The organism is Streptomyces xanthii, from assembly GCF_014621695.1.
In the GTDB taxonomy this organism is placed as follows: Bacteria; Actinomycetota; Actinomycetes; order Streptomycetales; family Streptomycetaceae; genus Streptomyces; species Streptomyces xanthii.
This window is the reverse complement of sequence record NZ_CP061281.1, coordinates 7,818,695-7,844,452: the sequence shown is the minus strand read 5'-3', so window position 1 is coordinate 7,844,452 and position 25,758 is coordinate 7,818,695. Positions and strand designations below refer to the sequence as shown.

Annotated in this window: 19 protein-coding genes and 3 pseudogenes; 6 read left to right on the top strand and 16 right to left on the bottom strand. The window is 68.7% G+C overall.

Annotated elements, in window-relative coordinates:
• Window positions 1-195 precede the first annotated feature (195 nt).
• Window positions 196-1,863: a serine/threonine-protein kinase gene (locus IAG42_RS35740; protein WP_188341079.1), complete on the bottom strand. Its 1,668-nt coding sequence runs from the start codon at window positions 1,861-1,863 to the stop codon at window positions 196-198.
• 349 nt (window positions 1,864-2,212) lie between these two features.
• On the opposite strand from IAG42_RS35740, the gene IAG42_RS35735 reads away from it, so the two are divergent.
• Both IAG42_RS35735 and IAG42_RS35730 read left to right on the top strand, forming a co-directional pair.
• Entirely contained in the window at window positions 2,213-3,355 is a 1,143-nt protein-coding gene (locus tag IAG42_RS35735; RefSeq protein WP_188341078.1) for an agmatine deiminase family protein, read from the top strand.
• 45 nt (window positions 3,356-3,400) lie between these two features.
• Window positions 3,401-4,276 (top strand): DUF4436 domain-containing protein, encoded by an 876-nt coding sequence (locus tag IAG42_RS35730; RefSeq protein WP_188341792.1) that lies wholly within the window; start codon window positions 3,401-3,403, stop codon window positions 4,274-4,276.
• 209 nt (window positions 4,277-4,485) lie between these two features.
• Here IAG42_RS35730 and IAG42_RS35725 read toward each other — a convergent pair whose 3' ends face one another.
• The 11 genes from IAG42_RS35725 to IAG42_RS35675 all read right to left on the bottom strand — a co-directional run bounded on the left by IAG42_RS35725 (window position 4,486) and on the right by IAG42_RS35675 (window position 18,416).
• Window positions 4,486-5,658: an agmatine deiminase family protein gene (locus tag IAG42_RS35725; protein WP_188341077.1), complete on the bottom strand. Its 1,173-nt coding sequence runs from the start codon at window positions 5,656-5,658 to the stop codon at window positions 4,486-4,488.
• A gap of 47 nt (window positions 5,659-5,705) precedes the next feature.
• Window positions 5,706-7,151 carry a purine-cytosine permease family protein gene (locus tag IAG42_RS35720; RefSeq protein ID WP_188341076.1) on the bottom strand — a complete coding sequence of 482 codons (1,446 nt, stop codon included), beginning with the start codon at window positions 7,149-7,151 and terminating at the stop codon, window positions 5,706-5,708.
• Between the two features lie 880 nt (window positions 7,152-8,031).
• Entirely contained in the window at window positions 8,032-9,513 is a 1,482-nt protein-coding gene (locus tag IAG42_RS35715; RefSeq protein WP_394811269.1) for an APC family permease, read from the bottom strand.
• 94 nt (window positions 9,514-9,607) lie between these two features.
• Complete coding sequence (locus IAG42_RS35710) at window positions 9,608-10,753, bottom strand: agmatine deiminase family protein (RefSeq protein WP_188341074.1); 1,146 nt, start codon at window positions 10,751-10,753, stop codon at window positions 9,608-9,610.
• A 198-nt stretch (window positions 10,754-10,951) separates the two neighbouring features.
• On the bottom strand, window positions 10,952-11,749 hold the full coding sequence (locus tag IAG42_RS35705; RefSeq protein ID WP_188341073.1) for an ABC transporter ATP-binding protein: 798 nt from the start codon (window positions 11,747-11,749) through the stop codon (window positions 10,952-10,954).
• Window positions 11,742-12,752: an ABC transporter ATP-binding protein gene (locus IAG42_RS35700; protein WP_188341072.1), complete on the bottom strand. Its 1,011-nt coding sequence runs from the start codon at window positions 12,750-12,752 to the stop codon at window positions 11,742-11,744. The genes IAG42_RS35705 and IAG42_RS35700 overlap by 8 nt, the downstream gene beginning before the upstream one ends.
• Window positions 12,749-13,603: an ABC transporter permease gene (locus IAG42_RS35695; protein WP_188341071.1), complete on the bottom strand. Its 855-nt coding sequence runs from the start codon at window positions 13,601-13,603 to the stop codon at window positions 12,749-12,751. Before IAG42_RS35695 ends, IAG42_RS35700 begins: the two co-directional genes overlap by 4 nt.
• Entirely contained in the window at window positions 13,600-14,559 is a 960-nt protein-coding gene (locus IAG42_RS35690) for an ABC transporter permease (RefSeq protein WP_188341070.1), read from the bottom strand. Before IAG42_RS35690 ends, IAG42_RS35695 begins: the two co-directional genes overlap by 4 nt.
• On the bottom strand, window positions 14,556-16,160 hold the full coding sequence (locus IAG42_RS35685; RefSeq protein ID WP_223206337.1) for an ABC transporter substrate-binding protein: 1,605 nt from the start codon (window positions 16,158-16,160) through the stop codon (window positions 14,556-14,558). The genes IAG42_RS35690 and IAG42_RS35685 overlap by 4 nt, the downstream gene beginning before the upstream one ends.
• Before the next feature lie 133 nt (window positions 16,161-16,293).
• On the bottom strand, window positions 16,294-17,292 hold the full coding sequence (locus tag IAG42_RS35680) for an agmatine deiminase family protein (RefSeq protein WP_223206336.1): 999 nt from the start codon (window positions 17,290-17,292) through the stop codon (window positions 16,294-16,296).
• A gap of 545 nt (window positions 17,293-17,837) precedes the next feature.
• The gene (locus tag IAG42_RS35675; protein ID WP_188341067.1) at window positions 17,838-18,416 is read right to left on the bottom strand and encodes a TetR/AcrR family transcriptional regulator; all 579 of its coding nucleotides are present in this window, start codon (window positions 18,414-18,416) and stop codon (window positions 17,838-17,840) included.
• Between the two features lie 73 nt (window positions 18,417-18,489).
• Between IAG42_RS35675 and IAG42_RS35670 the strand changes: the two are divergent.
• Window positions 18,490-18,882, top strand: a pseudogene (locus tag IAG42_RS35670) (TetR/AcrR family transcriptional regulator); the annotation flags it as partial.
• A gap of 31 nt (window positions 18,883-18,913) precedes the next feature.
• Here the strand turns inward: IAG42_RS35670 and IAG42_RS35665 are convergent.
• Window positions 18,914-19,555 (bottom strand): TetR/AcrR family transcriptional regulator, encoded by a 642-nt coding sequence (locus tag IAG42_RS35665; RefSeq protein ID WP_188341065.1) that lies wholly within the window; start codon window positions 19,553-19,555, stop codon window positions 18,914-18,916.
• 110 nt (window positions 19,556-19,665) lie between these two features.
• On the opposite strand from IAG42_RS35665, the gene IAG42_RS35660 reads away from it, so the two are divergent.
• Window positions 19,666-21,204: a serine hydrolase domain-containing protein gene (locus tag IAG42_RS35660; RefSeq protein WP_188341064.1), complete on the top strand. Its 1,539-nt coding sequence runs from the start codon at window positions 19,666-19,668 to the stop codon at window positions 21,202-21,204.
• Between the two features lie 613 nt (window positions 21,205-21,817).
• On the opposite strand, the gene IAG42_RS35655 is transcribed toward IAG42_RS35660, so the two are convergent.
• Window positions 21,818-22,432, bottom strand: a complete 615-nt coding sequence (locus tag IAG42_RS35655; RefSeq protein WP_188341063.1) for a TetR/AcrR family transcriptional regulator — start codon at window positions 22,430-22,432, stop codon at window positions 21,818-21,820.
• An 85-nt stretch (window positions 22,433-22,517) separates the two neighbouring features.
• On the opposite strand from IAG42_RS35655, the gene IAG42_RS35650 reads away from it, so the two are divergent.
• Window positions 22,518-23,291 (top strand): SDR family NAD(P)-dependent oxidoreductase, encoded by a 774-nt coding sequence (locus IAG42_RS35650; protein ID WP_188341062.1) that lies wholly within the window; start codon window positions 22,518-22,520, stop codon window positions 23,289-23,291.
• Window positions 23,292-23,400: 109 nt separating this feature from the next.
• Window positions 23,401-23,574, top strand: a pseudogene (locus IAG42_RS35645) (transposase); the annotation flags it as partial.
• 43 nt (window positions 23,575-23,617) lie between these two features.
• Here IAG42_RS35645 and IAG42_RS35640 read toward each other — a convergent pair.
• Window positions 23,618-24,477 (bottom strand): annotated as a pseudogene (locus IAG42_RS35640) (IS5 family transposase).
• A gap of 37 nt (window positions 24,478-24,514) precedes the next feature.
• A complete protein-coding gene (locus tag IAG42_RS35635; RefSeq protein WP_188341791.1) occupies window positions 24,515-25,219 on the bottom strand; it encodes a hypothetical protein in 705 nt (234 codons plus the stop codon).
• Window positions 25,220-25,758: the final 539 nt, after the last annotated feature.

Genomic DNA, 25,758 nt, shown 5'->3' with positions numbered 1-25,758 from the left:
AAGGCAATGCGTCGACGCAAGGGCACTCCCGTTCGGCCGCAGCCACCAGCCAACCCCCGTGCCGGTCAAGAGGCCGGCCAACGCCCGCGGAGGCCGGCAGCTCGGGACCGTTCCGCCACGACGGCTGTGTGAACGCCGGCCCTTTCAAACGACCGGCAGGCCGGACGCAGTCCCCGCCATCTGGTCTGCGTCGCGTCAGCCACTCTCGCGGTAGCGGCTCATGACTACCGTCACGGACCCCTCATCCGGGAGGTTTTCAATGAGATTCACAATGACAATGCTCTTCTCATCCGGGCTGCGGACGCAGAAGGGACGCTCGTCGGCGAGGTCGTCGAAGGGTAGGTCGGTCACCGGTTCGGTCTCGATGCCCCGTACGCACTCGGCGGGGCTCAGGACGTATCCGGCGGCCACGAACGCGTCGCTGTCCTCGGGCAGCACGAACTCGCCGTCGGCCACCTCCAGGTACCAGTCGACGGTCTCAGCCGGGACAACTTTCCCGGCCGCGAGGTCGAACTCGTAGTCGGGGTCGGGGGCGGTGAGTTCGGCGTCCGCGTAGTCCTGCACGTACTCGGGCCCTGCCGAGGAGGAAGAAGGAGAAGGCGAGGACGACGTAGCGGCTGGTGATGACGGGCGGGGCGAGGGGCCGTGGGACCCTCCGGAGGCGTCGCGTTCGGCACCCTTGCCGTGATCGTAGAAGTAGTAAGCCCCGCCGCCCAGGGCCAGGAGCAGTGCGAGCGTGAGGGCAGCCACAGGCCATCGGCTTCGACCGCGACGGGCCCTGCGCGGGGCTGGTGCCACCCGGTCGCCGAAGTCCGACGCCGGGCGGGCGACACCAGTGGATGCCGGGTTCGCGACGGCGGTGGGTGTCGGGACCGCGGCGCGCGTGGGCTGGACGTGGACCTGTTCGGGTCGGATGTGCTGCCCCGTCCCGTAGCCACCGCGTCCGAGCGGCTCGCCATGGGCCGCGATCTCGCTGCTGACCCCGCGCGGAAGCCAGCCGTCGGTGAACTCCGGGCGCCCGCCCACCGCGGGATGGGCGCGCACGGCGTCGATCAGCTCGCCCGGGACCGGCCGGTCCTCCGGACGCTTGGCCAGACAGCACCGCAGCAGGTCGTAGAGGTCCGACGGAACGCAGGAGAGGTCCGGCTCCTCGTGGACCACGCGGTACAGCGCCCCGGACTCGGGTCCGCCCCCGAACGGGAGCACGCCCCCGGCCACGTACGCGGCGAGCGAGCCGAGAGCGAACACGTCGGTCGCCGGGGTCACCACAAACCCCTGCGCCTGCTCCGGTGCCATGTAGGCGGCCGTGCCGATACGCAACCCGGCGCCGGTCAGGCCGCCGGCATCGGCGGCCCGGGCGATGCCGAAGTCGATGACACGAGGACCGTCCTCGGCGATGAGCACGTTCGCGGGCTTGAGGTCGCGGTGCACGACCCCCGCCGCGTGGATCGCCTGCAGCGCCTCGGCGACGCCGGCCACGAGCAGCAGCACCGTGCGCGCCGGCAGCGGGCCGTGTCGCTCCACGACCTGCTGCAGGGAGGGCCCGGGAACGTAGGCGGTGGCGAGCCAGGGCGTGGGTGCGTCGACGCCCGAGTCCACCACCTGGGCGGTGAACAGGCCGTGGATGCGCCGGGCGCTCGCCACCTCGTCGGCGAAACGCCGGCGGAACTCCGGATCGGCGGCGAACTCACCCCGCACCGCCTTAAGGGCGATGGGCCGCCCGCCCGGCGTATGGGCCAGGTACACGATCCCCATGCCTCCCGCGCCGAGCCGGGCGCGCAGACGGTAGCCGCCGATCTCTCGAGGATCGTCGGCCGACAGGGGGACGTGGGCGAACTGCGCCCCGGGAGGCTGAGCGGACATGCGGTGACTCTTTCGGCGAAGGGGCGCGACGCGGCACAGGCCAGTTGCCGCACCCGCACACGGTGACACGACGGCCGCAGACCGCCGCGGGATGATCCTGCCCCCTACTGAAGTTTCAGTCAATCCATGCATGGACCTCGCGGAAATGGAGTGCCGCACGACCGGCACGGCGCGCCCTGGCCACTTACCCCACCGTCTTTGACTGAATTTTCAGTTTGTGCCAGAGTTCAGTGCAGCAACCGGTTCCGGTCCGCATGCCTGCTGTCGCCCTCCTCACGCCTGCGCCACACCTGACAGGCGTCACACCATGCGGACGCATATGTTGACCCCACCACGATCGGAGCTCACCATGCCCCCACTCCTCCCCACCCGCCGCTCGGCCCTGCGCATGCTCGGCGGCATCGGCGCCGTCGTGCTCGGCGCCTCGGCCTGCGGCCCCGACGATCTGATGAGCACCGGCGACCAGGACACGGCAGACAAGGAGCTGCGCATGGGTGCCGAGTGGGAAAGTCACGCACGCACCTTCATGTCGTGGCCCGCACTGGAGTCCGTATGGGGCGAGGACCTCCCGTACGTGCGCGAGGACATCGCGCGCATCGCCCGGTCCATCGCCGATTACGAGTACGTCGTGATGATGGCGCGACCCGACCAGCAGAAGGCCGCCCAGAAGGCGTGCGGCCGCGACGTCGAGGTCATCCCCCTGCCCGTAGACGACCTGTGGGCCCGTGACACCGTCCCTGTCTTCGTCGAAGAGAACGGCAAGGTCACCGGCGTCGACTTCAACTTCAACGGCTGGGGCAAAAAGCAGACCCATGCCAACGACGGCAAGGTGGGCCGCACGCTTCTGGCCGAGTACGACATCCCGCGCAGGAAGGCGCCCCTGGTCGCCGAGGGCGGCTCCTTCGAGACCGACGGCGAAGGCACTCTCCTCATCACCGAGAGCTCGATCGTCAACAGCAACCGCAACCCCGGAAAGAGCCGGGACCAGATCGAGGCCGAGATCAAGAAGACGCTCGGCATCAAGAAGGTGATCTGGCTGGCCGGCGTGCGCGGCGAGGACATCACCGACGCGCACGTGGACAGTCTCGTACGCTTCACCGCGCCGGGCGTGGTCCTCCTCGACCGAGCCCACCCCGACACGCCCGCCGATTCCTGGTCGCGTTCGTCGGACCAGGCGAAGGCAGTGCTCAGCAAGGCGACCGACGCGAAGGGCCGGCCCTTCGAGATCATCGATCTGCCGCAGCCCGACCTGTACGAGATCACCGGCGAGGGCGACGACTTCGTGTCGACGTACGCCAACTTCTACGTCGCCAACGACTCCGTCTTCATGCCCAAGTTCGGCGACCGCAAGGCCGACAAGCGCGCGAAGAGCATCCTCCAGGAGCACTTCCCCAAGCGCGACATCGTCCAGATCCCGATCGACACCATCGCCTCTGGCGGCGGCGGCATCCACTGCTCCACTCACGACGAGCCCGGCAAGCCGGTCGACTGACCCCCGACTGCCCAAACCGGAGAGAACGGAACGGCTGTGGTCACGATGCGGCGCCTCCACGCGTCCCGCGCCAGGCTGCTGACCGCGGGGCTTGTGCTCCTCGCCATCGCGTCGGCCGCAGCCGTGGGGATCTGGCTCCAACTCGGCGAGCGCGAGGCCCTGGAAACCCGGTACCGGGCAGGCGAAACCGCCGCTCCGGACCGGGTGGACATCGCCGCATCGGTCCAGCGGGTCGATGCCGCCGCCCGGGAACTGGTCCTGCGCGTTGTGGTCACCCCCCGCGGAAGCCTCGCGGAGGCGGGCGGGATCTCCCCGGCTCAACGCCTGACCCTGCAGACCTCGCCCGCCGTACGGGGCGATCTCACCTTCCCGGCCCACAGCCGGATCGCGGCCGTGGACGTGCCCGTCACGCTGTCGGCGGGTTCGATCACGGACTATCCCTTCGATGCCTATGACACGGCTCTCGAATTCGGCGCCGTACAGGGCGGCGAGCCGGTGCCCGTCCGCATGACGCTGACCAACCGTGACGCTCTCTTCGCGGCCACCGTCGACGCCTACGAGGCCGGCGGCGCAGCGGTGTTCGACGTCGGCCTCTCCCGCTCCACCAGCGTCCTGGTCTTCGGCGTGTTCATGATGCTCGCCATGTGGGCGCTCGCCATCGCCGTGCTCATCGGCGCCTGGTTCCTGATCAGCCGCCGCAAGGGCCTGACCTGGCCCGCCCTGGGATGGATGGCCGCCACGCTCTTCGCCCTCGCGGCCTTCCGCAACACCGCCCCGGGCGCGCCGCCCATCGGCTCCCTCGTCGACTACATCGCCTTCTTCTGGGCCGAGTCCCTCATCGCGTTCTGCCTCATCACCGTGGTCGTCATGGGAATGAGGCAGGAGGCCAACCTTGCGGAACCGGATCAGAGAGCGCCATGAACCCACCTGGAGGCTTGCGTGGCCGTTCCGGCGGCACTCGGGGAGTCTGCAGGAGCAACTTACGCCCCCTCTCGGCCTACAACACCCGACGCCGCAGCTCGCCGGCCAGCCGCTCGGCCGCCGGTTCCCTGCCCTACGGAAAGCCGGGGCAGTATCCGCCACGAGGCCCGGGCCCCACAGACGGGACCCGGGCCCTTCTCGCTGTCCGCTCAGACGTTCGGCTCCTGCATCGTGACGCAGTGCGCGCCACCGCCGCCGTTGCCATAGAGATTGTCGAGGTTGAGCTGGACGACGGGTCTGCCGTATGCGGCCGCGATCGCCGTCTTGGCCGCCGCGTCCTTGGCGGTGTCGCCGAACTGTGTGGTGATCACTGCCTGGTTGGTCACCGTGTAGTTCATGTAGGAGCTGAGGAAGTCCTTCTGCTGGCCCGCCGGGATGCGGGGCAGGGTGTCGGGCCCTTCGATGGTGAGGACCTGGAGCCGGCGTCCTCGGGCGTCGGTCGCGTTCACCAATACGTCGTGGATGGCCTGGGCGTTGCGGGTCCAGACGTCCGGGCGTACGGCTCCGGCCAGTTGCACCATCACCACACCGGGGCCGATGTAGCGGGCGGTGCCGTCGATGTGGCCGTCGGTCACGTCGTACCCGGTGACGCCTGGCAGCCAGATCATCTTCGACGCGCCGAAACGGGAGAGCAGCTCCGCCTCGATCTGGGCGCGGGATTTACCGGGATTGCGATTGTCGTTCACCCAGCAGCTCTCGGTCGCCATCAGGGTGCCGTCACCGTCGTACTCGATGCCACCGCCTTCGCCGACCACCGCCGCCTTCGCGAACGGCACGCCGTCATAGGTCGCGAGCTTCCCCGCGAGTACGCGGTCCTTGTTGTAGGCGGAGGCCGGGATGCCGTAGAAGCTCGTGGCGTTCTCGCCCCAGGCGTTGAAGTTCAGGCCGAAGGCATCCAGACCGCCGGCCCCGTCCACGCGGAACAGCGGGCCGGTGTCCCGCATCCAGCAGTCCGAGACGGGCACCGAGCTGATCACCGTCACCGTCGAGCCACACATGCTCCTTGCCTGGGAGGCGGCCGACGAACCGTCGGCGCACATGACGACCGGCTCGTACTTGGCGATCTCCCTGGCGAGCTTGGCTATGTCGGCCTGGATCTTGGACAGCAGATTGCCCCAGATCGTGGTGCTGGACGGCCAGGCCATCCAGGTCCGCTTGTGCGGTGCCTCCTCCCCCGGCACCCGCCAGGCCCCCGCGGCCTGGGCCGGCTGGATGCCGCCGAGGACCGGCCCCGTCGCCAGCGCGGCAGCGACAGCTCCGGTTCGGGCAAGGAGGGTCCGTCGGCTGACTCCGGGTTTGTCGCTCCTGTGCTCTGTGCTCACGTGGTGCTCCTTCTCACGAAGATTCGGTTCGTGCAGGCGCGGGTGGCTCAGTGGAGTGGTGCCAGCAGCCCCTCCTCTCGGACCATCCGCCGCTCGGTGGCGAGATCGAGGCTTCGTGCGAAGAGCCAGTAGAGGCCGCCGGCCACCGGCAGTCCCACGAAGATCGAGCAGTCGACCCCGCCGAGCGCATCCGCGACCGGCCCGACGAAGACGTCGGTGATGACCATGAACGGAGCCATGCAGATGAGACCGATCACGTAGGCGAGATTTCCCCGCCAGCCCCAACGGCCGTAGATGCCCTGCGGGTTGAAGATCTCCTTGACGACGTACTGGCCGCGCCGGACGAAGAAGAAGTCGACCAGGTTGATGGCGGTCCACGGGATGAACAGGTACGTCAGCACCACGACCACGTGGGCGTAGAACCAGTTGAACTGGTCGATGCCGACAATCGTGGAGACCGTGCCGACGGACACCAGCATGATGCCGATCGTCACGACCCTGATGTTCCGTGTCGGCTTGACGGGCCGGAACGAGTCCACGATGGAGATCATGGTGAGGCTGCCGCCGTACTGGTTGATCGCCATGATGGAGAGCAGCCCGACCAGCAGGACGACGACGGCGATCGTGCCGAACCCGCTGAACAATCGGTCGGCCGACAGCTTCAGCGCGGTGACGGGGTCAGTGCCTTTGGGGGCACTCGCCGAGACCACGGCGCCGAGAACGAACACCCAGATCCCTGAGATCGCGCTGGGCAGATAGGTCCACCAGAAGGTCGAGCGCACGGGCACGTCGGGTCTGAGGTAGCGCGAGTAGTCCGAGACGTACGGTGCCCAGCCCAACTGGAAGCCGGCGACGAAGACGAACACGAGCATGAACGGGGCGAGGTCGAGCGGACCTGCGTCCCAGACGCCGTCAGGGAGCCCTCCACCGAACAGCGCGGCCACAGTGATGGCCGCAGTGACCACGACGAAGGGCCAGGTGAGCCACCTGTTCAAGCGGTGAATCCAGTCATATCCGAACAGGGCGATCACCGTCGCCACCATGGCGGCCAGCACATAGCCGAGCCAGTTCGGCATCCCGGTGAGCAGGTTCATGGCCTGGCCGGAGAGCAGAGCGTCGGAGGTGTTGAAGCCCACGTAGTTGACCAGGGCGAACACCCAGACGGTAACTGCGGCGCCGAGATAGCCGAACTGCGGGCGGGACTGAACCAGTTGAGGCAGGCCAAGCTGGGGGCCCTGCGCCGAGTGGAATGCCATGAAGAACGTGCCGAAAAGCGAGCCGAGGACGGTGGCGATCACCGTCCAGACGAGCGAGGCCCCCATCGAGAGGGTCACCACTCCCGTCGCAAGACCGGTGAGGTTCAGACTGCCGACGAACCAGATGGCCCCGACGTTCGAGGGTTTGCCGTGCCGTTCCGCGAGGGGCACCCAGTCGATCGAGTGCTGCTCGATCCCCGCGAGCGGCACTGAATCATTCGAGGCAACTGACGCCATATCGGCTCCTGTTCATGGGTGCGATCCATCGATCCGAGCAGCGCCTCGACCCCGCAACGCCGATCAGGTGCGCTCACCTTAGAGATTGACGGAAATTTCAGTCAATGCATTGGACAGAAGTGCTGACGGAAATTTCAGCGGCATCAGGGCAGCGACAGAACTGCTCACACGCTCACGAAACGCCTCCTCAGGCGACAAACCGAGCGAGAACCGCGGCCGGTGAGGCTGCCCGCCGCCTCCTGGTGGCGAGCACCGCCAGGGGGAAGACAGCGTGGCGGTCCGGGGACCCGTAGCATCGCCGGCACATCAAGAGAAGGCACCAGCAACATCGCCGGAGCCCATAGAGCGGAACCCCGGTGAGCAGGCCGAGCGTGGTCACAGCCTGGCGGGAAGCTGCCGGACGAGCAGGACTCGGTGCGGGTTGAGCACTCCACGGCCTCGCAAGGGTGGCTGCGCGCCCCGGACCGCATAGTCGCGCTCACCAGGGTCCAGATCCCGGTGCTGCCGCTCGCGTGCGGGAATCTCCCGGTCGACGGCTGCGTATCTGGCCCGGACGAGACGGACGCGCCGGTCTCGTCGACGACCAGGGCGGCTTTTCGCTGAACGTCGACAGTGATGAGCGTGCGAGCCGGCCGTTGGGCCGACGCTCACTGGCGCCTACCTCAGCGCTTGTCAGGGTTCCTGAGCACGTCTGTCCCAGCCGCCGTGTCCTCGTGCCAGCAGATCGCGAGCCCCTCACCAGCGGCCCAGGAACATGTCCTGACAGGCCTCAGCGAGGGCTCTGTGGCCGAATGTCGGATCGTGGACGGGTGCTGTGTCGCTGTGGCGCAACCAGGCGGACCTGCTGGCGCTCCTTCATGCGGTTTCCAGTGGGCATGGCTCAGAAGTCGGACAGGATGCCTTCGCCTCGGCCGGCGCCGTTCACCACCTGCACATCTGGGGCCTGCGCGTCCTCACGGGCCACGACCATCGCATCGAGCCGCTGAGGGCTGAAGTACGAGCGCCCTCCCTGGAGTCGCGCGACGGTCACCGGGACCAGGCCCATAGCCAGCGAACCGAGGCCGATGCCCAGTTGCACGGCGGTCAGTGTCGGAATCGATGCCGTGAAGATCCAGATGTTGAAGGCCGCGCCTGCGAGAGGCAGGAGACCAAGACAGATGAGATTGCCGATGGACGCGAAGAGGAGGCTTCGGTAGGCGACGACGACCGCGAGCGCCGCCAGTGCGTAGTAGAACGCCACCAGCAGGCCGATCCCCATCAGAGTGTCCTCCAGGACGGCCATTCCGCCATCGGCGACGACGGCGCAGATCAGAGCCGCCACAACAACCGAGCCGACTGCCAGTGTCGCGGCCACGGGAGTCTGCCGCCGGCGATGGATCCGGCCGAGGAACGGGGGCAACGTACGGTCGCGGCCCATGGCGAACAGCGTGCGGGTGGCTTGGAGGAGCGTGGTCTCCAGCGTGGCGACCATCGAGAGCGGCACAGCGAGAACGAGGAGCGTGCCTCCCACTCCGGGCCACGCCGCATCACCGAGCTGGGAGAGGAAGCCACCGTCTTGCGATGTGACTGCGTCCGGCCCAAGAATCATGACCGCGCTGACAGTGAGCGCAAGGAGCGTCATGGCGACGACCAGAAGGCCGATCAATCCGCCGAGTCCGGATGCGCGCCGGCCACCGCGGGTCTCCTCGCTGAGGTTGGCCGTCACGTCCCATCCCCAGTACAGCCCACCCACGACCAAGGCACCCGCGGTGAACGTGTGGGTCGCGTCGAAGTGCCCGAAGCCGAACCAGCTGAGGGAGAAGGCGGCATGGGCATCCCGCGTCAGGGCGGTGACGGCCACGGTGAGCAGCAGTGCCAGTTGGATCCCTACGGCAACGGCCCGAACGCGAGCGGCAACCTTGGCTCCAGATGCGGCAAGGGCCGCGATGAGCAGGAACCAGCCGAGTCCGACCGCCGTGGCCAGGACATCGTTCTTGGCCAGTTCGTCGTCGAGGAGGGACAGAGTGGCCCTGCCCGTGGGTGTCGTCGATGCCGTCATGAAGAGGGTGGACGCGGCGACCACAGCCCACCCACTGAGAAATCCGAGAAGCGGATGCAGACTCCTCGCGACCCAGGAGTAGGAAGCGCCGGAATTGACATCGAGTCGTCCCAGGTGCCTGAAGGCGAGGGCGATGCCCACGATGGGGATCGCGCCGTAGAGCAGGGCGGCGGGAGCGGCCAACCCGACCGCTGTGACAAGTGCTGGAATCAGTGCGACGACGGTGTACGCCGGCCCGCATCCGGCGACCGCCATGACCACGGAGTCGAACGTTCCCAGGGCACCCGCCCTCAGCCCGCTCCCGCCGTTCCCGGTTCTGTCCATTGACTGCACGCCTTCCGCGATGGTGTCGAACAGAGGTGGTCCGACCGGCGCCGACGACGGTTGCCGCCTGACGCCGGCCGACCACTGGCCGCTGTCAGGCGGCGGGCTGCTGCTGGGTGACGCAGTGAATGCCGCCGCCTCCCGTGCCGAGGCTGTCGATGTTGAGCTGCTCGATGACGCGGTCTGGGTAGAGACGGGCCAGCGTGGCCTTCGCCGCCTCGTCGGTTGCCTTGTCCCCGAAGTGGGCGGATATGACGGCACCGTTGCACACGTAGTAGTTGGCGTACGCGGCGAGGAAGTTCTTGTTGGTGGAGCGGATCTTGTTGTAGTCGGGGCCCTGGAGCTTGTTCGCCGCCATCGCGCCGCCGTCCGCCGTAGTGGACGTGGACAGGATCTGATACTGCTGACGCGCGTCCTTGGCGAACGCGTCGTTGTCCGCCGTGTTGGGCATCTGGACGAGAGCCTTGCCGGGGGCGAGGAAACGGGACGTGGCGTCGACGTGGTCGTCGGTGATGTCCTGACCGTAGACGCCGTCGAACCAGATGACCTTGGAGGCGCCGTACGCGTCACACATGGCCTTCTCGAGTTCGCCCTCCGGCACTCCGGGGTTGCGGTTCTTGTTCAGCAGGCTGCTTCGGGTGGCCATCAGGGTGCCGGCGCCGTCCTGTTCGATGGCTCCGCCCTCGCCCACGAAGTCGGCCCGGGTGAACGGCACCTTGGCGTAAGCGGCGATCCGCTCCGCGACGAGAGCGTCCCTTGCGTGGGTCTGCTTGTCGCCCCAGCCGTTGAAGCTGAGGCCCACGGCGTCCAGGCCGCCGGCCCCGTCGGTGCGGAACACTGGCCCGGTGTCACGCATCCAGCAGTCGTCGACGGGGATGGAGTCGATGACGGTGACCGTCGAACCGCACATCGAGCGGGCCTTGGCAGCGCTGGCGGGGTTGGCACACACGATGACCGGCTCGTACTTCGCGATCGTGCGGGCGATCAGGGCGATGTTGGCCTGGACGCCGCTCAGGTCCCGGCCCCAGATCGCGGTGCGGTCGGGCCAGGCCATCCAGGTGCGGGTGTGGCGGACGTCCTCAACCGGCACCCTGAAGGTGCCGGCGGCCTTCGTGGATCCGGCCCAGCCCTGGGTGGTCGTCGCGATGGCGGCCCCGGCGGCCGTCACGCCGGCCGCCGCGAGAAAGGCGCGCCGGTTCAGCATCCGGCGTGCGTGACGGCCGGTGGTGGGGTCGTTCATGGTTGCCTCCTGTGTTGTCAACTGGCTCTGGCATACGGTGATCACGGAGCAGCACGAAGCCGGCTCCTGGCATCCGAGCGGTTCGGCCGAGGGGGCGGAAGCAGGGCGTGGCAGCGCGCCCTGCCTGGAGACGCCGGAGTGCCCCCACCCCACCAGGGGCCCGATTGGACTGGTGGCGCCCGGGCGCCGCTCGGACCGTCAGAGGGCCCGGCGGGCGGCGGCGATCGCTTCGGGGTCCCAGCCCGGGCGGGGAACGGACTCCAGAAGGAGCCGCGTGTAGGGATGTTGCGGTGCGGCCAGCACCTCGGCCGTGGGGCCCGTCTCGACGACGCAGCCCTTGCGCATGACGATGACCTCGTCGGTGACGCACCTGACGACGCCGAGGTCGTGGGTGATGAACAGGTAGCCGATCCGGGTCTCCTCCCGGATGTCGGCGAGCAGGTTCAGAATCTGTGCCTGCACGGAAACGTCGAGCGCAGCGACCGCCTCGTCGAGGACGAGGACGGCCGGCTCGACCGCGAGGGCGCGGGCGATGGCGACGCGCTGGCGCTGGCCGCCGGACAGCTGCCGCGGTCGCGCGTCGGCGGCGCGGGTCCCCAGGCCGACCTGGTCGAGGAGTTCGCGCATGCGCCGGTCGTGGTCGGTGCCGGGGAAATGCAGGTTCAGGGTCTCGCGCAGGACGTCCTCGACGCTGGTCCGGGGGTCGAGGGAGAGGTAGGGGTCCTGGAAGACCATCTGGACCTCGCGGGCCCGGGCCAGGCGCTGGGCCCGGCCATGGCCGTGCCTGCGTCGTGCCCGGCCGCGTACGCGGACCTCGCCCGCATCGGCCTGCTCCAGGCCGACGACGATGCGGGCGGTGGTGGTCTTACCGGATCCGGACTCGCCGACGATGCCCAGGGATCCGCCCTCGGGGAGGGTGAAGGACACGTCGTCGACGGCGCGCACGCTCCCGTAGGCGCGGTGGAGGCCGACGGTCTCCAGCACGTGCTCAGACATCTACGGGGCTCCCCTCGAGACGGTCGGTGTGGTGGCAGGCGGCCTGGTGGTCCGGCAGATCCGGGGCCCGGACCGGCTCTGGGGCCTGCCGGTCGCAGATCTCGGTGGCCAGGGGGCAGCGGGCGGCGAACGGGCAGCCGTGCAGTTCCTGGCGCAGGTCTGGAGGCTGGCCGTCGATGGCTGCCAGGCGCCCGACAGGGGCCTCCAGGCGGGGGGTGGAGGCGAGCAGAGCCGCGGTGTAGGGGTGTCGGGGGTGCGCGAAGAGGGCCTCGGCGGGCCCGCTCTCAGCGATGCGTCCGGCGTACATGACGTAGACGCGGTCGCTGATGGCGGCGGCGAGGTCGAGGTCGTGGGTGACGAAGAGCAGGCCGGTGCCGAAGCGTTCGCGGAGTTCGGCCAGGAGGGCGATGACCTCGGCCTGGGTGGTGACGTCGAGTGCGGTGGTCGGTTCGTCGGCGAGGAGGAGGGCAGGGTCCCCCATCAGCGCGGCGGCGATCATGACGCGCTGCAGCATGCCGCCGGACACCTGACTGGGGTACTTGCGCAGGGCGGAGGAGTCCAGACCGACGGCCTGGAGCAGTTCGACGGCTCGGGCGGTGGCGTCCGCACGGGTCGTGGGCATGACCCTGGTCAGGGTCACGCTCTCGGTGAGGAAGTCTCCGATGCGGCGCAGCGGGTTGAGGGCGGCGCGGGGGTCCTGGAAGATCATGGCGACCTGGCCGGTGCGCAGGGCGCGCAGCTGGTCGGGGTTCATGGTGAGCACGTTCTGGCCGCCGACGAGGACGGCGCCTTGGACGTCGGCGCCGGGCGGCAGCAGCTTCAGGGCGCTGCGCGAGGTGAGGGTCTTCCCGGACCCGGACTCACCGACCAGGGCGACGGTTTCGCCGGCGTCGACGTGGAGGTCGATGCCGTCGAGCACCGGGCGGGCGGTGCCGGGCAGGGTGATCCGCAGTCGTTGGATGTCGAGTGCGGGCGTGGGTGCGGTCGTGTGGACCGTGTTCATGGGGTCCTCCTGGCGACGCGGTCGGCCCAGCGTTCTCCGACCACGTTGAACGCGACGACGGTCAGCACGATGAGGACGCAGGGCAGGACCGCGGAGAGCGGGTAGCCGTGCTGGATGGCGGTCTGTCCGTCAAAAACCATGCGGCCCCAGTCGGGGGTGAGCGCGGGGATGCCAAGTCCGAGGAAGGACAGGCCGGCGAGGTCCATGAGGGCGTAGCCGAAGTTGATGGTGGACTGGGCGAGGACGACGGGAGCGATGTTGGGCAGGACGTGCCGCAGGCAGATCTGGAGCGCCGAGTGGCCCTGGACCTGGTAGGCGCTGACGTAGGGGCGTTTGCGCTCGGCCAGGACGAGGGAGCGGGTGAGCCTGCTGACGTAGGGCAGGTAGGCGATGGAGAGGGCGACAACGGGGGCGAGCAGGCCTTCTCCGTAGACCGAGATGATCAGGATCGCGAGGAGCATCCCGGGGAAGGCGAAGACGAGTTCGGTGCTGCGTGAAAGGACGGAGTCGAGCCAGCCGCCCCGCCAGCCGGCCGCCATGCCGACCGCGACGCCGGCGAGGGTGGAGAAGACCACGACCCCGAGCGGCCCCAGCAGCGAGGTGCGCGCTCCGATCAGGAGCCGGGAGAGGGTGTCGCGTCCGGCGGCGTCGACACCGAGCCAGTGATCCGCCGAAGGTGCGGCCATCGCGTTGCCGAGTTCGACCGCGTTGGGGTCGTAGGGTGCGACCCAGGTGGCGAACAGCGCGGCCGTGGTGACGAGGGCGACCAGGACCAGGCAGGCCAGGTACAGCGGGGACCCGGCGGTGCGGAGTCTGGAGAGTCCGGGCCTTCGGGTGAGGACGGCGGTCATACGGAGGTACTCCTCGTCCCGAGGGCGATCCGCGGGTCGACCAAGGGCAGCAGCAGGTCGACGATGAGGTTCACGGTCATGAAGATGGCGACGATGATCAGGGAGACGGCCTGGACGGTCGGGAAGTCCTTGGTGGTCGTGGACAGTTCCAGGAGCTGGCCGACGCCTCCGATGCTGAAGGCGGTCTCCACGAGGATCGTGCAGATCAGGAGCGTGGAGACGATCAGTCCGCCGGTGGTGAGGACCGTCCCGAGGGAGTTGCGGAAGACGTGCCGGCGGATGACCTGTCGTTCGGGTACGCCCCGGCTGCGGGCGACGGTGACATGCTCGCTGTCGAGTGCTTCGAGCATCGTCGAGCGGGTCACGCGGGCGAGCATGCCGATCAGGTAGAGCGCGAGGGCGATCGCGGGCAGTGTCAGGTGCCAGAGTCTGTCGGCGAAGCCGTCGCCGGCACCACTGCTCGGGAACCATCCCAGCTTCACTGCGAACAGCCCCTGGAGCAGCACCGCGGCGACGAAGGACGGGGTCCCGACGGCGAGCGTCGTGCCGACGAGGACGGTGGAGTCGATGCCACCGCCACGTACGGCGGCGATCCACCCCAGGGCCAGGCCGATCACCGCGACGACGACCAGTGCCATGACAACGAGCATCAGCGTGGTGGGGAGTCGGTCGGCCAGTAGCCGTGAGACATCGGTGCGGTAGGTGATCGACCGTCCGAAGTCGCCCTGCACGATGTCGCCGAGCCAGTTCAGATACCGGACGAAGAACGGGTCGTCCAGGTGGTACTGGGCCTTGACCGCAGCGAGTGCCTGAGGCGATGCCGAACGGCCCGAGAGCAGGAAGCTGGCTGGGTCGCCCGGCGCCAGGTACATGGCGCCGAACACCACGAACGAGGCTCCGAGGAGGGTGGCCGCCATCTCGGCCAGGCGGCGCGCGGCGAATCTCAGGAAGTTCACTGCGCGGCCCCTACATCGGCGGCCCACGGGTAGTACATGTACGAGATCGTGGTGGGGGCGCCGGTGATCCTCTTGTTGAGGAAGACCGACGTGGGCCACTCGGCGACGGGTATCCAGAGCACCTGGTCGGCGGCCTGCTTCTGGAGCTTCGCCTCGATGCCCATCCGCTGTTCCCGCGGGTAGACGGCCGTGGCGCTGTCGACGAGTTTGTCGTAGCCCTTGTCGCTGTAGCCGGCGAAGTTCAGGTAGGCGCCCGTCCTGAAGTTGGCGAGCAGGTCCAGTGGGTCGCTGATGTTGTAGTAGGAGGTGTACGGGAACAGGTCGATGCCCTCGCGTGCGCCGGGGTCGGTGAACAGGGCGGTGAAGGCGTTCGGGGCGACGGTCTTGAGGCGGATGTTCAGGCCGATCTGGGTGCCGGCGGCCTGGACGGCGGTGGCGAGGAGGGAGACGTCCTGGCCGATGGGGCTGGTGGCCATGGTCAGCGTCTTGCCTCGGGCACCGGCCTCCTCGATCAGCTTCTTGGCCTGCTCGATGTTCTGCTTCGTCTGCGGCAGCGCATCGAGCGCGGCCTTCCGGGTCTTCTCGGAGGCGGCGGACCAGACGGCCCGGGGAGTGATGGAGCTGCTCGCGGTGCCCGCGCCGCCGAGGCCGGCCTTGACGAAACCGGAGCGGTCCACGGCCAGTGACAGGGCGCGGCGCACGCGGACGTCGCCGAGTGGTCCCCGCATGTTCGTGACGTTGACGTTGACCGTGGTGAGGCCCTCGCCGAAGTAGAGGGAGCCGACGCCGCTCTCGCGCAGGCGGCCGTAGCTCTCGGTGGGGATCAGGTAGCCGCCGTCGGCGTCGCCACTGAGCAGGGCGTTGGTGCGTGCGGAGGGATCGGTCAGGATCCGGAACACGGCTTTCTTCGCCTTGGCCTTCCTGCCCCAGTAGCCGTCGAAGCGGTCGAGCTCGATGGACTGGCCCTTCTTCCAGGCACCGAGCTCGAACGGTCCGCTGCAGGCGAGTCCGCCGGCAGTGCCGTAGTTCTTGCCCGCCGACTCGACGCCGGCCTTGGAAGCCACCACGCCCGCGGCGGTCGCCATGTACTGCGGGAACTGGGAATCCGGCTTCTTGAGCTGGACGGTGACCTGCAGCGGTCCGGTCTTGCGCACCGAGGCGACGTTCTGGAAGACCTGTGCCCAAGCCGCGGCGTTCTTCGGGTCCATCTGACGGCCGAGGCTGTAGACAACGTCGTCGGCCGTCATCGTCCTGCCGTCGTGGAACCGCACACCGGCGCGCAGGTCGTAGACCCACCTCTTGGGGTCGGGATTCGAGGCCTTCCTCGCCAGGCCCGGCTCCATGTGGAGCCCGGGCGACCAGCGCATGAGGCTCTCGCACACGTTCGACAGGATCGTGTTCTGCGGATAGTCGAACGCCGCCGTGTAGTCAAGGGTGGGCGGTTCCGCGTAGACGGCCCAGGTGAACGAGTCGATCATGCCACGGGCCTTCGGTGTGGAGGCCGAGAGTTTGAACGCGCTGCCGGTGCCCGAGTCCTTGGGCGGGCCGGAGCATGCGGCGAGGGCGGCGAGGCAGGTCACGGCAGCCGCGGTGACGGCCATCCGTCCGTGTCTGCCGGGTGGGCGTCTCCTGACGCGGGCTTGGTGTGTGGTCATCCTTGCGCTCTCATTCCGGGGGCGAGGGGCGGCGGACCGCTCAAGGGCGGTCCGCCGGGAGCAGCGGGCCGTACGCGGTTCAGGCGGTGGCCGGTGCGGTGGGGATCTGCTGGGTGATGCAGTGGACCCCGCCGCCGCCGAACGCGATCACGGGCGCCTCCACCCCGACGACCTTGCGGCCGGGGTACGCCGCGGCGATGACCGCGAGGGCGTCCTCGTCCTGGGGAACGCCGGCCACCGGCACGACGACCCCACCGTTGGCTACGTAGTAGTTCAGGTACGACACCTCAACCTCGCCCTCGGCCATGTCGACGAACGCCGTCTGCGGGACGTCGACGATCTCGAACGACCGGCCGCGGGCGTCCGTGGTGGCCTCCAGGACGGCGCGGTTGGCGCGCATCCGAGCGTAGTCGGGGTGGTCGGGGTCGTCGGGCAGCGAGACGACGACCTTGCCGGGAGCGGCGAACGCGCAGACGCCGTCGACGTGCCCGTCGGTCTCCGTGTCCAGCAGACCGCCGTACGGAAGCCAGACAACCTTCTCGATGCCGAGCCGCGACTTCAGCTCGGCCTCGATCTCATCACGGTTCAGTCCCGGGTTCCGGTTGGGGTGGAGCAGGCACTGTTCCGTGGTGATCAGCGTGCCCTCGCCGTCGACCGTGATCGCCCCGCCCTCGAGGATCATGTCGGAGGCGATGCGCTCGACGCCGAGGTGCTCCAGCAGCAGCGCACTCACCCGGTCGTCGGAGTCGTACGGATGGTGCTTGCGGCCCCAGGCGTTGAAGCGGAAGTCCACCCCGGCGCGGTTGCCGTCACCGTCGAGCACGAACAGCGGCGCGGAGTCGCGGAACCACGAGTCGTCCTGCGCGATCTCCACGACGGTGACGTCCTGGCCGCACCGCGCTCGAGCTTCTTCGCCGTGGCCGGGCGGCGCAACCATCGTCACCGGTTCGAACGCGGCGATGGCCCGGGCGACGTTCGCGTACTCCTCCTTGACGTCGTCCAGCACGCCGCCCCAGAGATCCTCACGGACGGGCCAGGCCATCAGGCACCCCTCGTGCTCGGACCATTCGGCAGGCATACGGAATGCAGTCATCACGGGATCTCTCTTCGTTTCGCCAGAGGTACCCGTCGGCGGGAGCCGGCTCGGCCTGGCAAGAAGCGCAGGACGGGTACGCGGTGTGAACAGCATCTTCCTCTCGACTGAAAATTCAGTCAAGAGGAAAGGCACACTTCTGAAAATTCAGTCAGCACGATGCAGGGTCAGGGCGGTCGCAGGAAGTACAGAGGGCCCAGCGCTGCCCGCGTCGACGTCCACCCGCCCGACCGACTGTTGCGGAGCATGTCGCCGGCCGATGCCGCGCGTCCCCCACACAGCGAAGAGTTCGAGCAGTGGCAGGGATCGGACGAGCGGGGCGCTGAGCCTCCTCCGGGGCGCCGTACGACACACTGGGCACGCATCGGCATCGGCAGACCCTCAAGGAATGACTCGGCCTGAGCGGCCTCGCACGACGAGGTGCGCGAGCTGGGCGACACCTTCGATGCCACGCTCGAACAGACACCTCACTTCGGCGGCGCCCTCGGAGTTCAGATCGACTTGCCACGCTCCAGCACCGACATGACCGGTCAGCGGCCCAGCCGTTCGACCTCCGCATCGATGGCCTCGCTCATCAGCGTTCGGGCCCAACCAATCTGGAGGGTGCCGCTGAGCCAGCGCATGCTGAGACCTTCCAGGAGAGCGGTAAGCCTTTCGGCGGCCGCAGAGAGCGCAGCCGCCGGCGCATTCGGCTGGACCCGGCCCAGCAGTGCCGCCACCTCCTGGGTCCAGATCACGGTGGCTCTCTTCAAGTCTTCGCGTAGAACTTCATCGAAGACGGCGCTGGCGCGCAACTCCCCCCAGGCGCTGCTGTTCTCTCTGACTGCGGTGGCGTCCTGGAGTTCCAGCAGGAGCGTCTTGTTCAGGTCCTCGCGCGGACTGAGCGGTTCGGCGCCCGGATCCCGGTCGGTCGTGTAGCGCCCGGCACGGTCGCTGATGAACTCCAGCGTGTGATGCAGAATCCCGGAACGGTCCTTGAAGTGGTAGTAGATCAGCGCGGTGGACACGCCCGCCTCCGCGGCCAACTCCTCCACACGTAGGCCACGGACGCCACGCCGGGCAATCACCCGGGCAGCGGCTTCAAGGATCCGAGTGCTACGAGACGACATGCCCCGAACACTACCGGGCGCCTCTCGTACCGGCGCAGGTCACACCGCTCCTCTAACTAAAGATTCAGTCAATATGCAAGACTGTGGTTCAGACCATCCAGGAGGAGATCACGTGGCGAGGGACCGCCGAAGGGCCATCTTGGAGGGCGCCGCCCGAGTCATAGCCCGGCGAGGAGTCCGCGGGCTGCGTATGGACGAGCTGGCCACCGAAGCCAAGGTGTCCACTGCCCTGATCTACTACCACTTCAAGGACCGGGCCGGCACTCTGCGCCACACCCTGGAATTCATTAGCGAGCGAGCCGAGCGGTACACATCCGTCGAAGGTGACGCCCTCGCGCCGCAGGACGCCCAGCAGAAGTTGGAACAGACCCTCCTGTTGGAGTTCCAGGACGCTCCCGAAGTCCGTGAGAACAGCACGGTGTGGGGCGAGCTGCGCGCCAGTGCGATCTTCGAGCCGGAGCTTCGTGTAGGAGGGGCCGTCAGGCTGCTTTCCGTGATCACCCTGCGTACTGGCGGCATTCACCGGTGAACACGGCTGCGAGTTCGGCGCCCAGGACCGACGCTGCGAGAGACGCCGCAGGTGTTCCGTCCACTCCGTCCGGGTCCCGGTAGAACTGCATGGCGAGGCCCTCGGTCACCGCGGCCAGGCGTACCGCCGACGGCCACGGGTCGAGCTCGGCCTCGACCTCGCCGCACTCCTTGCCGTTGCGGACCGCCTGAGCGATCTCCGCTCGCATGGCACGCGAGGTCTCGACGTCGACCTCCGCGAGGGCGGGCGCATCCAGGGCCCGCCCGGCAAACGCCCGGGCCACCCGGTACTCCGCTCGGCGCGTGTCGTCCAGTGGCAGGAACTCTGCCAGCGCGCCCGCGAGTACCTGAGCGATCGGCTTGTGGTGTGTGATGCCGTCCCTGATGTGTTCGTCGGCCCGCGCACGGATGTGGGCGCTGACGTCCTTGAAGGCGTGCAGCAGCATCTCGTCCTTGGTCCGGAAGTAGTGCTGGACCAGGCCCACCGACATCCCGGCGCGGGAGGCGGTGCGGGCGACGGTGACGGCGTCCAGGCCGCTTTCGGAGATCAACGCGCAGACGGCTTCGGCGATCTGGCGTCGGCGCATTGTGTGGTCGGCGACTCTTGGCACTTGATAACCGTACCAGCGTACGGCTATAACCGTATTCACATACGGTTATAGCCGGGCGGCGGCGTGCGCCTCCATTGCCCCGTCCCGTCCGGCTCCAGGGGAGGACCTCCATGCCCACCCGTCAACGACTACGCCGCGCCGCCGCGCTGAGCCTCGCGTTGCTGCTCTCCCTGTTACTTCCTGCGCCGCTCGCCTCGGCCGCGGCGGCACCGACCGTCTACTCGGAGCTCGACGCGTTCATACGAGAACGCATGAACGCCACCGGCACACCCGGGCTGTCCTACGCCGTGGTCAGCCCCGACGGCCCTGTCCATGAACGGAGTTGGGGACGCGACGGGCACGGTGCCACCGTCACTGCCGACACCCCGTTCCTGTGGGGCTCGGTCGCCAAGCCGATCACCGCGACCGCCGTCATGACTCTGGTCCAGAAGGGGAGGCTCGCACTGGACGACCGCGTCGTCGACCACCTGCCGGACTTCCGCTTCGGAGGCCACGAACACGCGTCCAAGGTGACCGTGCGTCATCTCCTCGCCCACACCTCAGGCATCCCGGCATCCGCCACCTTCAAAGTCACCGACTGCCACGATCCCGAATGCCTGCCACCAGCCGAACGCGCAGCAGCCCTCAACGACGTGGCACCGCTCGGCGCACCCGGCACCAAATACGCCTACACCAGCGCCAACTACCTACTGCTCGCGGCAGTGGTCGAAGCTGTCACCCAAGGCCCGTACTCCGACTACCTGCGCACCAGCGTGCTCGGCCCGGCCGGCATGAACGGAGCCGTGGCCGATGGCTCCTCGGCCCGGGCGCAGCACCTTCCTCCGGGACATCAGGTGATGTGGGGAATGCCGGCCGCCATCGCCGACGGCTACGACGGGCACGGAGCGGCATACGGCTACACCGGCGGTGACCTGCACGACCTGGCCGCGTTCGCCGCGCTCCAACTCCGCTCGGGCAAGGCGCCGAACGGCGAGCGGATCCTCAGCGAGGAATCCGTGCGCCTGATGCGCACCGAAGGTGCCCTACGGCCCACCGGCGAGGGCACAGGCTACGGATTCGGCTGGCGGGTCGGTGGCCTCAAGGCACCGCTGGACAGAGCCATCTGGCACACCGGAGCCTCCCCCGGTTACTCGGCGATGCTGTTCCTGCTGCCCGAGCAGAACCAAGCCCTCGTCCTCCAGCAGAACCTGCACGGTCTGCTCCAGGACGAGACCATCATGGATGTCGGCTTCGGGGCGGCTCGCATCCTCGCCGGCGGAGACGCTCCGGCAGGCCCGCCCTCCACATGGCTCTACGACGTGACCATCTGGGGCACCACCGCGCTTGCGGTACTGATGCTCCTGACCGCCGCACACTCAGCCCGGGTGCTGATCCGCCGCCCCACGCGTCCCACCTCTCAGGCCCGGGACTTCGCGACGACCGCCTTGTGGGTGATGGCCGGAGCGGTGCCCGGCACACTGCTGGCGATACTCGCGAATCTCCTGGGGGCAGACCAGGCCCGGATCTGGTTCCCCGACGTCTTCATCGCCGCATGTGTCGCCGCCGGCGCCGGCGCTGCACTGGTCGCACTGAGGCTGGCCTCGACGATCGTCATGATCCGCAGGTCTCGGTCCTGGCGAGCGCCCTCGAGACAAAGGGAAACAGGATGAAGCTCCCGGAAAACGGACAGTGTCAGGGCGTCAACGCGCCGGTCAAAATGCGCAGCCCCGCCCCCCGGTTCCCGGCCCAGTTGAAGGCGGCATCCGCGCAACGCGTACGGCCACAGGAGAAGCCCAACTGTTCCGCCGTCGCCGTCGTGACCACGGCAGCGCCAGGGCCGGACACCCAGGATGTTCCGGTGTCCGCCGCATGCAGTCGCAGGGCATGCCGCGGGCGGTGGACGCGGCCCCTGGGCCGTCCGCCTGGGGGCGATCATGTCGAAGACTTCGGTCGCACCTTCGCCGGCCAGCACCGGATCGAGTGGCCGACTCCTCGTTCGGAGTCCATGGCCATCGAACGTGAACGGGTGCGATGACATCGCGACCCCGTTCCGAGCGTCGCCTACTGTGCCGGCCCCCACGGAGCAGAGCGCAAATGCGCGACACTACGCCGACCGCGGGCCTCTGAGAGGCCGTCAGCCGCCTTGCCCACCGCGACCATGGAGACGATCGCCCAGCCCGGGTTCGGGACCAGTTCCTTGGCCAGCCTGCCAGGTCGAAGGCCCTGAATTGGTGCGAGGCGAGTCCCATGGCCTGGGCCGGAACCGTCATCTTGGAGGTGTCGTCAGCGTGGCGCCGCCGGCCAGGCGGTCAGTGCCAGTTCGGCGACTTCCGTCAGTTGGGTGGCAGTGGCACCGTCCTGGGCCCGCTGCGACATTCCCTGGAGGACGGTGGCGAAGTAGTCGGCCAGAGCCCGAGGGCTGGCCTCGGCCGACAACTCCCCCGCCTGCTGCGCGTCCCGCAGCCGGACCTCGAACCCGTCCACGTTCCTGTTGCGCAGATCGCGCAGGAACGCTCGCACGTCCGCATCGTGCGGAGTGACGTTGGTCGCCGCGCTGATGGCCAGACAGCCGGCTGGGTGCACGGGGTCCGGGTAGATGGCCGCGGCCTCGCGAAGGATACGCGCGAACGCCCCGTACGCGGTGGGCTCCTCCTCGAGCGCAAGCCCCGCAAAGGCGCCGACAGGTGACCTGCCGTAGGCGTCGACCACTTCCTCGAACAGGGACTTCTTGTCGCCGAAGGCCGCATACAGGCTCCCGGAGCGGATCCCCATCGCCTCGGTCAACTCGCCGATGGAAACACCTTCGTAGCCCCGCTCCCAGAACAGACGCGTGGCCGCCGTCAGCGCGGCTGCGCGGTCGAAGGTGCGTGGGCGGCCGCGCCTGGGTGTCTCGGTCATGCGCACATTCTAGAGCGACCGACCAACAAACGTGCTAGCTTCTTTCTTGGTCGATCACTCAACAAATGGAAGGCGGCCAACCACCATGGTCATGCAGCGACTTGAAGGAAAGACCGCACTCGTCACCGGAGGCAGCAGAGGCATCGGACGTGCCATCGCGCAGCGGCTCGCCCAGGACGGCGCTCTCGTCGTGCTGACCTACGTCCGCGACGAGAGCGCGGCGCACGACACCGTGGAGCGGATCCGGAAGGACGGCGGCCGGGCCCTCGCCCTCCACGCGCCGCTGGGCCGCCGCGGCGACGCCGCTGCTCTATGGGCTGCCTACGACGCTGAGATCCCCCATCACACACCCGAACCGGCCGTCGACATCATCGTCAACAACGCCGGCATAGGACTCAGTGCCGGCCTGACGTCACTGACCGAGGACGGTTTCGACGAGGTCTTCGCCGTGAACGTGCGAGCGCCGTTCTTCATCGTGCAGCAGGGACTGCAGCGGCTGCGCGACGGCGGCCGAATCATCAACATCTCCAGCGGCGCAGCCCACCTCGCCATGCCCGAGGCCATTGCCTACGGCGCCACCAAGAGTGCCCTGGACAACTTCACCCTCAACCTCGCCAAGGAACTGGGCGCCCGAGGCATCACAGCAAACTCGGTCGCAGCCGGGATCATCGACACCGACGTGAACGCGGGCTGGCTGCGAGGCAACCCGGAAGCCGAAGCCCACGCCGCCTCCCTGGCTGCTCTGGGCCGTGTCGGCAGACCCGAAGACGTAGCCGACATCGTCGCCTTCCTCGCCTCCCACGACGCACGTTGGGTCACCGGCAAGGTCATCGACGCCACCGGCGGCTCAGGCCTGTGAGCCTTCCCCCCTCGGGCGGAAGGCACCCCTCGGCGCGGAGGCCGGGTCCGATCGGCGGGCCCGGCTGAACGATCAGGACGGTGCGCAGGGTCTCCTCGTAGCGGTTGTGATGGCGATGGTGGGGCGTCTGGTGCCGGACGGATTGTGGGAGTTGTTCCGGCGAGTGGTCCCGGCTGCGCCGGTGCGTCCGCAGGACGGTGGCCGACGGCCCTACGGTGATCGCGAGGTGCTGGCGGCGATCCTGTTCGTGGCCACGACGGGGTGCACCTGGCGGCAACTGCCGCAGCGGAGACATCGACTGGTGAAACCGAGTCCTGCCTCATTGATCACCTCCGCGCCCGGATGAGGATGCTCGCGAGGTGGAGTGCGGTCTGGTAGGCGATGGCGAGCTTGTCGGTTCGCATGGCCGGGCCGCGCCACTGCTTGAGGCGGTTGATGCACCGCTCGACCGCGTTGCGCTGCTTGTACGCCTCGGCGTCGAAAGCGGGCGGTCGGCCGCCGGCCCGGCCGCGGCGGAGGTGGTGACCGGCCTGGTCGGCGCGCTGAGGGATGACGGCACGTATCCCGCGTCGGCGAATGTGGTTTCTGATCGCGCGGGATGAATACGCGCGGTCCGCCAGGACGGCATCGGGGCGGGTCCTCGGTCTTCCGGGCCCGATTCGCGGAACACGGATGCCGGCCATGACGGCCTCGAAGGCCGGCGCGTCACCTGCCTGGCCCGCGGTGACGCGGAGGGCCAGAGGTCGCGCATGGCCGCCACTGGCTAGGTGGACCTTCGTGCTCAGGCCGCCGCGCGAGCGCCCCAGCGCGTGGTCGTCGGGCTCGGCCCGGTCTGGAGCCCCTTTTTCCTGGCCCCAGCGGCGTGCTGGTGGGCCCGGCAGACGGTGGAGTCCACCGCCACGGTCCAGCCGATGTCGTCAGCACCCTCGGCCGCTGTCAGGAGCGCGGCGAGGATGCGTTTCCAGGTGCCGTCCACCGCCCACCTGATCAGCCGTTTGTGAGCGGTCTGGAACGAGCCGAGCTCGTCCGGCAGGTCCCGCCAGGGTGAGCAGGTGCGGTACTTTCACGCAATGGCTTCAAGGGTTCGTCGGTGGTCGGCCCACCGCCGACCACGGGCCGGATCGGCCGGCATCAGCGGCTCGATCCGGTCCCCCATCGCATCAGTGATCACTGACCGGACAGGCACATCCGATCAACTGACCAACCGATCAAAGAGACACGCCCTAGCCGCGCAGCCAAATGCGCAGCGGAGCGAGCGGCTCGAAACCGTGGCGGACGGCGGCCGTCAGGTGGTCGCCGTGCGCGTAGCCAACCGCCGGCAGGGCAGGGAACAGCCGGTGCACCGCGTCCAGTACGACCGGCCAGGCCGCGTCAGGGCCGCCGTCCAGCGCGAAGACATTGGAGATTCCGACCACCTGGTCGCTGCGGCTCGCCACCGCGCCGACGACCACCCGGCCGTCAGCAGATCGCCCGGCGAGCACGAAGGTGGCCGGGTCGTCGAGGAGCCCAGGCCGGAAGAGATCCGCATTGCCGCCGCCGGCGTCCCAGGCAAGCGCCCAACCACGCAGAGCGTCCGGGTCACCCACCACATCCCACGTGAGATCCGACTCGGTGGCAGGGGCGCTCGCCGGACGGTGAATCCACTCCGCCTCGAACAGCACCCGGAAGCCGGCCCCCACCAGGTCGAGGTCAGCGAAGCTGTCCTTGACGGAGGCACCGGGCGCGCCGGTGTCGATACCGGACACCAACCCAACGGGGTCCGCGCCCGGCACCAGCGTCACCGCATCGGGGTAGTACAACGGTGTACGAGCCGGAGCCGCCCAAGCCTCCGCCCCGAACCCGCCGGCCAAGCCATGGGACCGGCACACAGCCGCACACCACTCGGCGTTGTTGCGGGCCGCAGCCCGGACCAGGAACGCCTTCTGCATCGTCACGAGCGGATCATGTCTCGTTCGGCTCAGACCGTCGAACAGTTTCCACTGCCCCCAGGACGCCCGCTCCACCCGGAGGGCCCTTCGGCCCGCTCCCGGGAAATTACGTGACCGCAGGCGCGCGGAGCTACGTGACCGTTCACAACAACCGGTGTTGCAGCAGGGGCAAGGCCGACGGGTATCCACCGACGCAGTCTGGCTCGCAGAGCCGGCTCGCAGCGACCCGGTTTCCCGAAAAGCGACCACCAGCCCCACGCCCGCCGCTGCCGTCGCCCGCACGCGGCGGTGACACGCTCTTTGGCTCGGAGGCGCGCGGCACTGCCCGGGCTGTGTGGCCGATCAGCCGTGCCAGCACGCGGCAGCGGTTGGGGTGTTGACGCGGGGTTCGGGAACTGCGGCGATCTCGGGCTGCCCGGGAGGTACTTCGGCCTGGCATGCGAGGAGTGCCGTGGGCCAGCGGCACGTACACGGCGATCGCATCCCCGCGCGCCCGCGACCGTCACCGGCCTGGACCTGGACCTGGACGACCAGCCCCG

Excerpts from the sequence above, each read along its gene's own strand:
- IAG42_RS35635 (WP_188341791.1), bottom strand. The coding sequence starts at position 25,219 with ATGCAGAAGGCGTTCCTGGTCCGGGCTGCGGCCCGCAACAACGCCGAG.
- IAG42_RS35655 (WP_188341063.1), bottom strand. The coding sequence starts at position 22,432 with ATGACCGAGACACCCAGGCGCGGCCGCCCACGCACCTTCGACCGCGCA.
- IAG42_RS35705 (WP_188341073.1), bottom strand. The coding sequence starts at position 11,749 with ATGTCTGAGCACGTGCTGGAGACCGTCGGCCTCCACCGCGCCTACGGG.
- IAG42_RS35700 (WP_188341072.1), bottom strand. The coding sequence starts at position 12,752 with ATGAACACGGTCCACACGACCGCACCCACGCCCGCACTCGACATCCAA.
- IAG42_RS35735 (WP_188341078.1), top strand. The coding sequence starts at position 2,213 with ATGCCCCCACTCCTCCCCACCCGCCGCTCGGCCCTGCGCATGCTCGGC.
- IAG42_RS35740 (WP_188341079.1), bottom strand. The coding sequence starts at position 1,863 with ATGTCCGCTCAGCCTCCCGGGGCGCAGTTCGCCCACGTCCCCCTGTCG.
- IAG42_RS35650 (WP_188341062.1), top strand. The coding sequence starts at position 22,518 with ATGGTCATGCAGCGACTTGAAGGAAAGACCGCACTCGTCACCGGAGGC.
- IAG42_RS35680 (WP_223206336.1), bottom strand. The coding sequence starts at position 17,292 with ATGCCTGCCGAATGGTCCGAGCACGAGGGGTGCCTGATGGCCTGGCCC.
- IAG42_RS35660 (WP_188341064.1), top strand. The coding sequence starts at position 19,666 with ATGCCCACCCGTCAACGACTACGCCGCGCCGCCGCGCTGAGCCTCGCG.
- IAG42_RS35675 (WP_188341067.1), bottom strand. The coding sequence starts at position 18,416 with ATGTCGTCTCGTAGCACTCGGATCCTTGAAGCCGCTGCCCGGGTGATT.
- IAG42_RS35720 (WP_188341076.1), bottom strand. The coding sequence starts at position 7,151 with ATGGCGTCAGTTGCCTCGAATGATTCAGTGCCGCTCGCGGGGATCGAG.
- IAG42_RS35715 (WP_394811269.1), bottom strand. The coding sequence starts at position 9,513 with ATGGACAGAACCGGGAACGGCGGGAGCGGGCTGAGGGCGGGTGCCCTG.
- IAG42_RS35685 (WP_223206337.1), bottom strand. The coding sequence starts at position 16,160 with ATGGCCGTCACCGCGGCTGCCGTGACCTGCCTCGCCGCCCTCGCCGCA.
- IAG42_RS35710 (WP_188341074.1), bottom strand. The coding sequence starts at position 10,753 with ATGAACGACCCCACCACCGGCCGTCACGCACGCCGGATGCTGAACCGG.
- IAG42_RS35730 (WP_188341792.1), top strand. The coding sequence starts at position 3,401 with ATGCGGCGCCTCCACGCGTCCCGCGCCAGGCTGCTGACCGCGGGGCTT.
- IAG42_RS35695 (WP_188341071.1), bottom strand. The coding sequence starts at position 13,603 with ATGACCGCCGTCCTCACCCGAAGGCCCGGACTCTCCAGACTCCGCACC.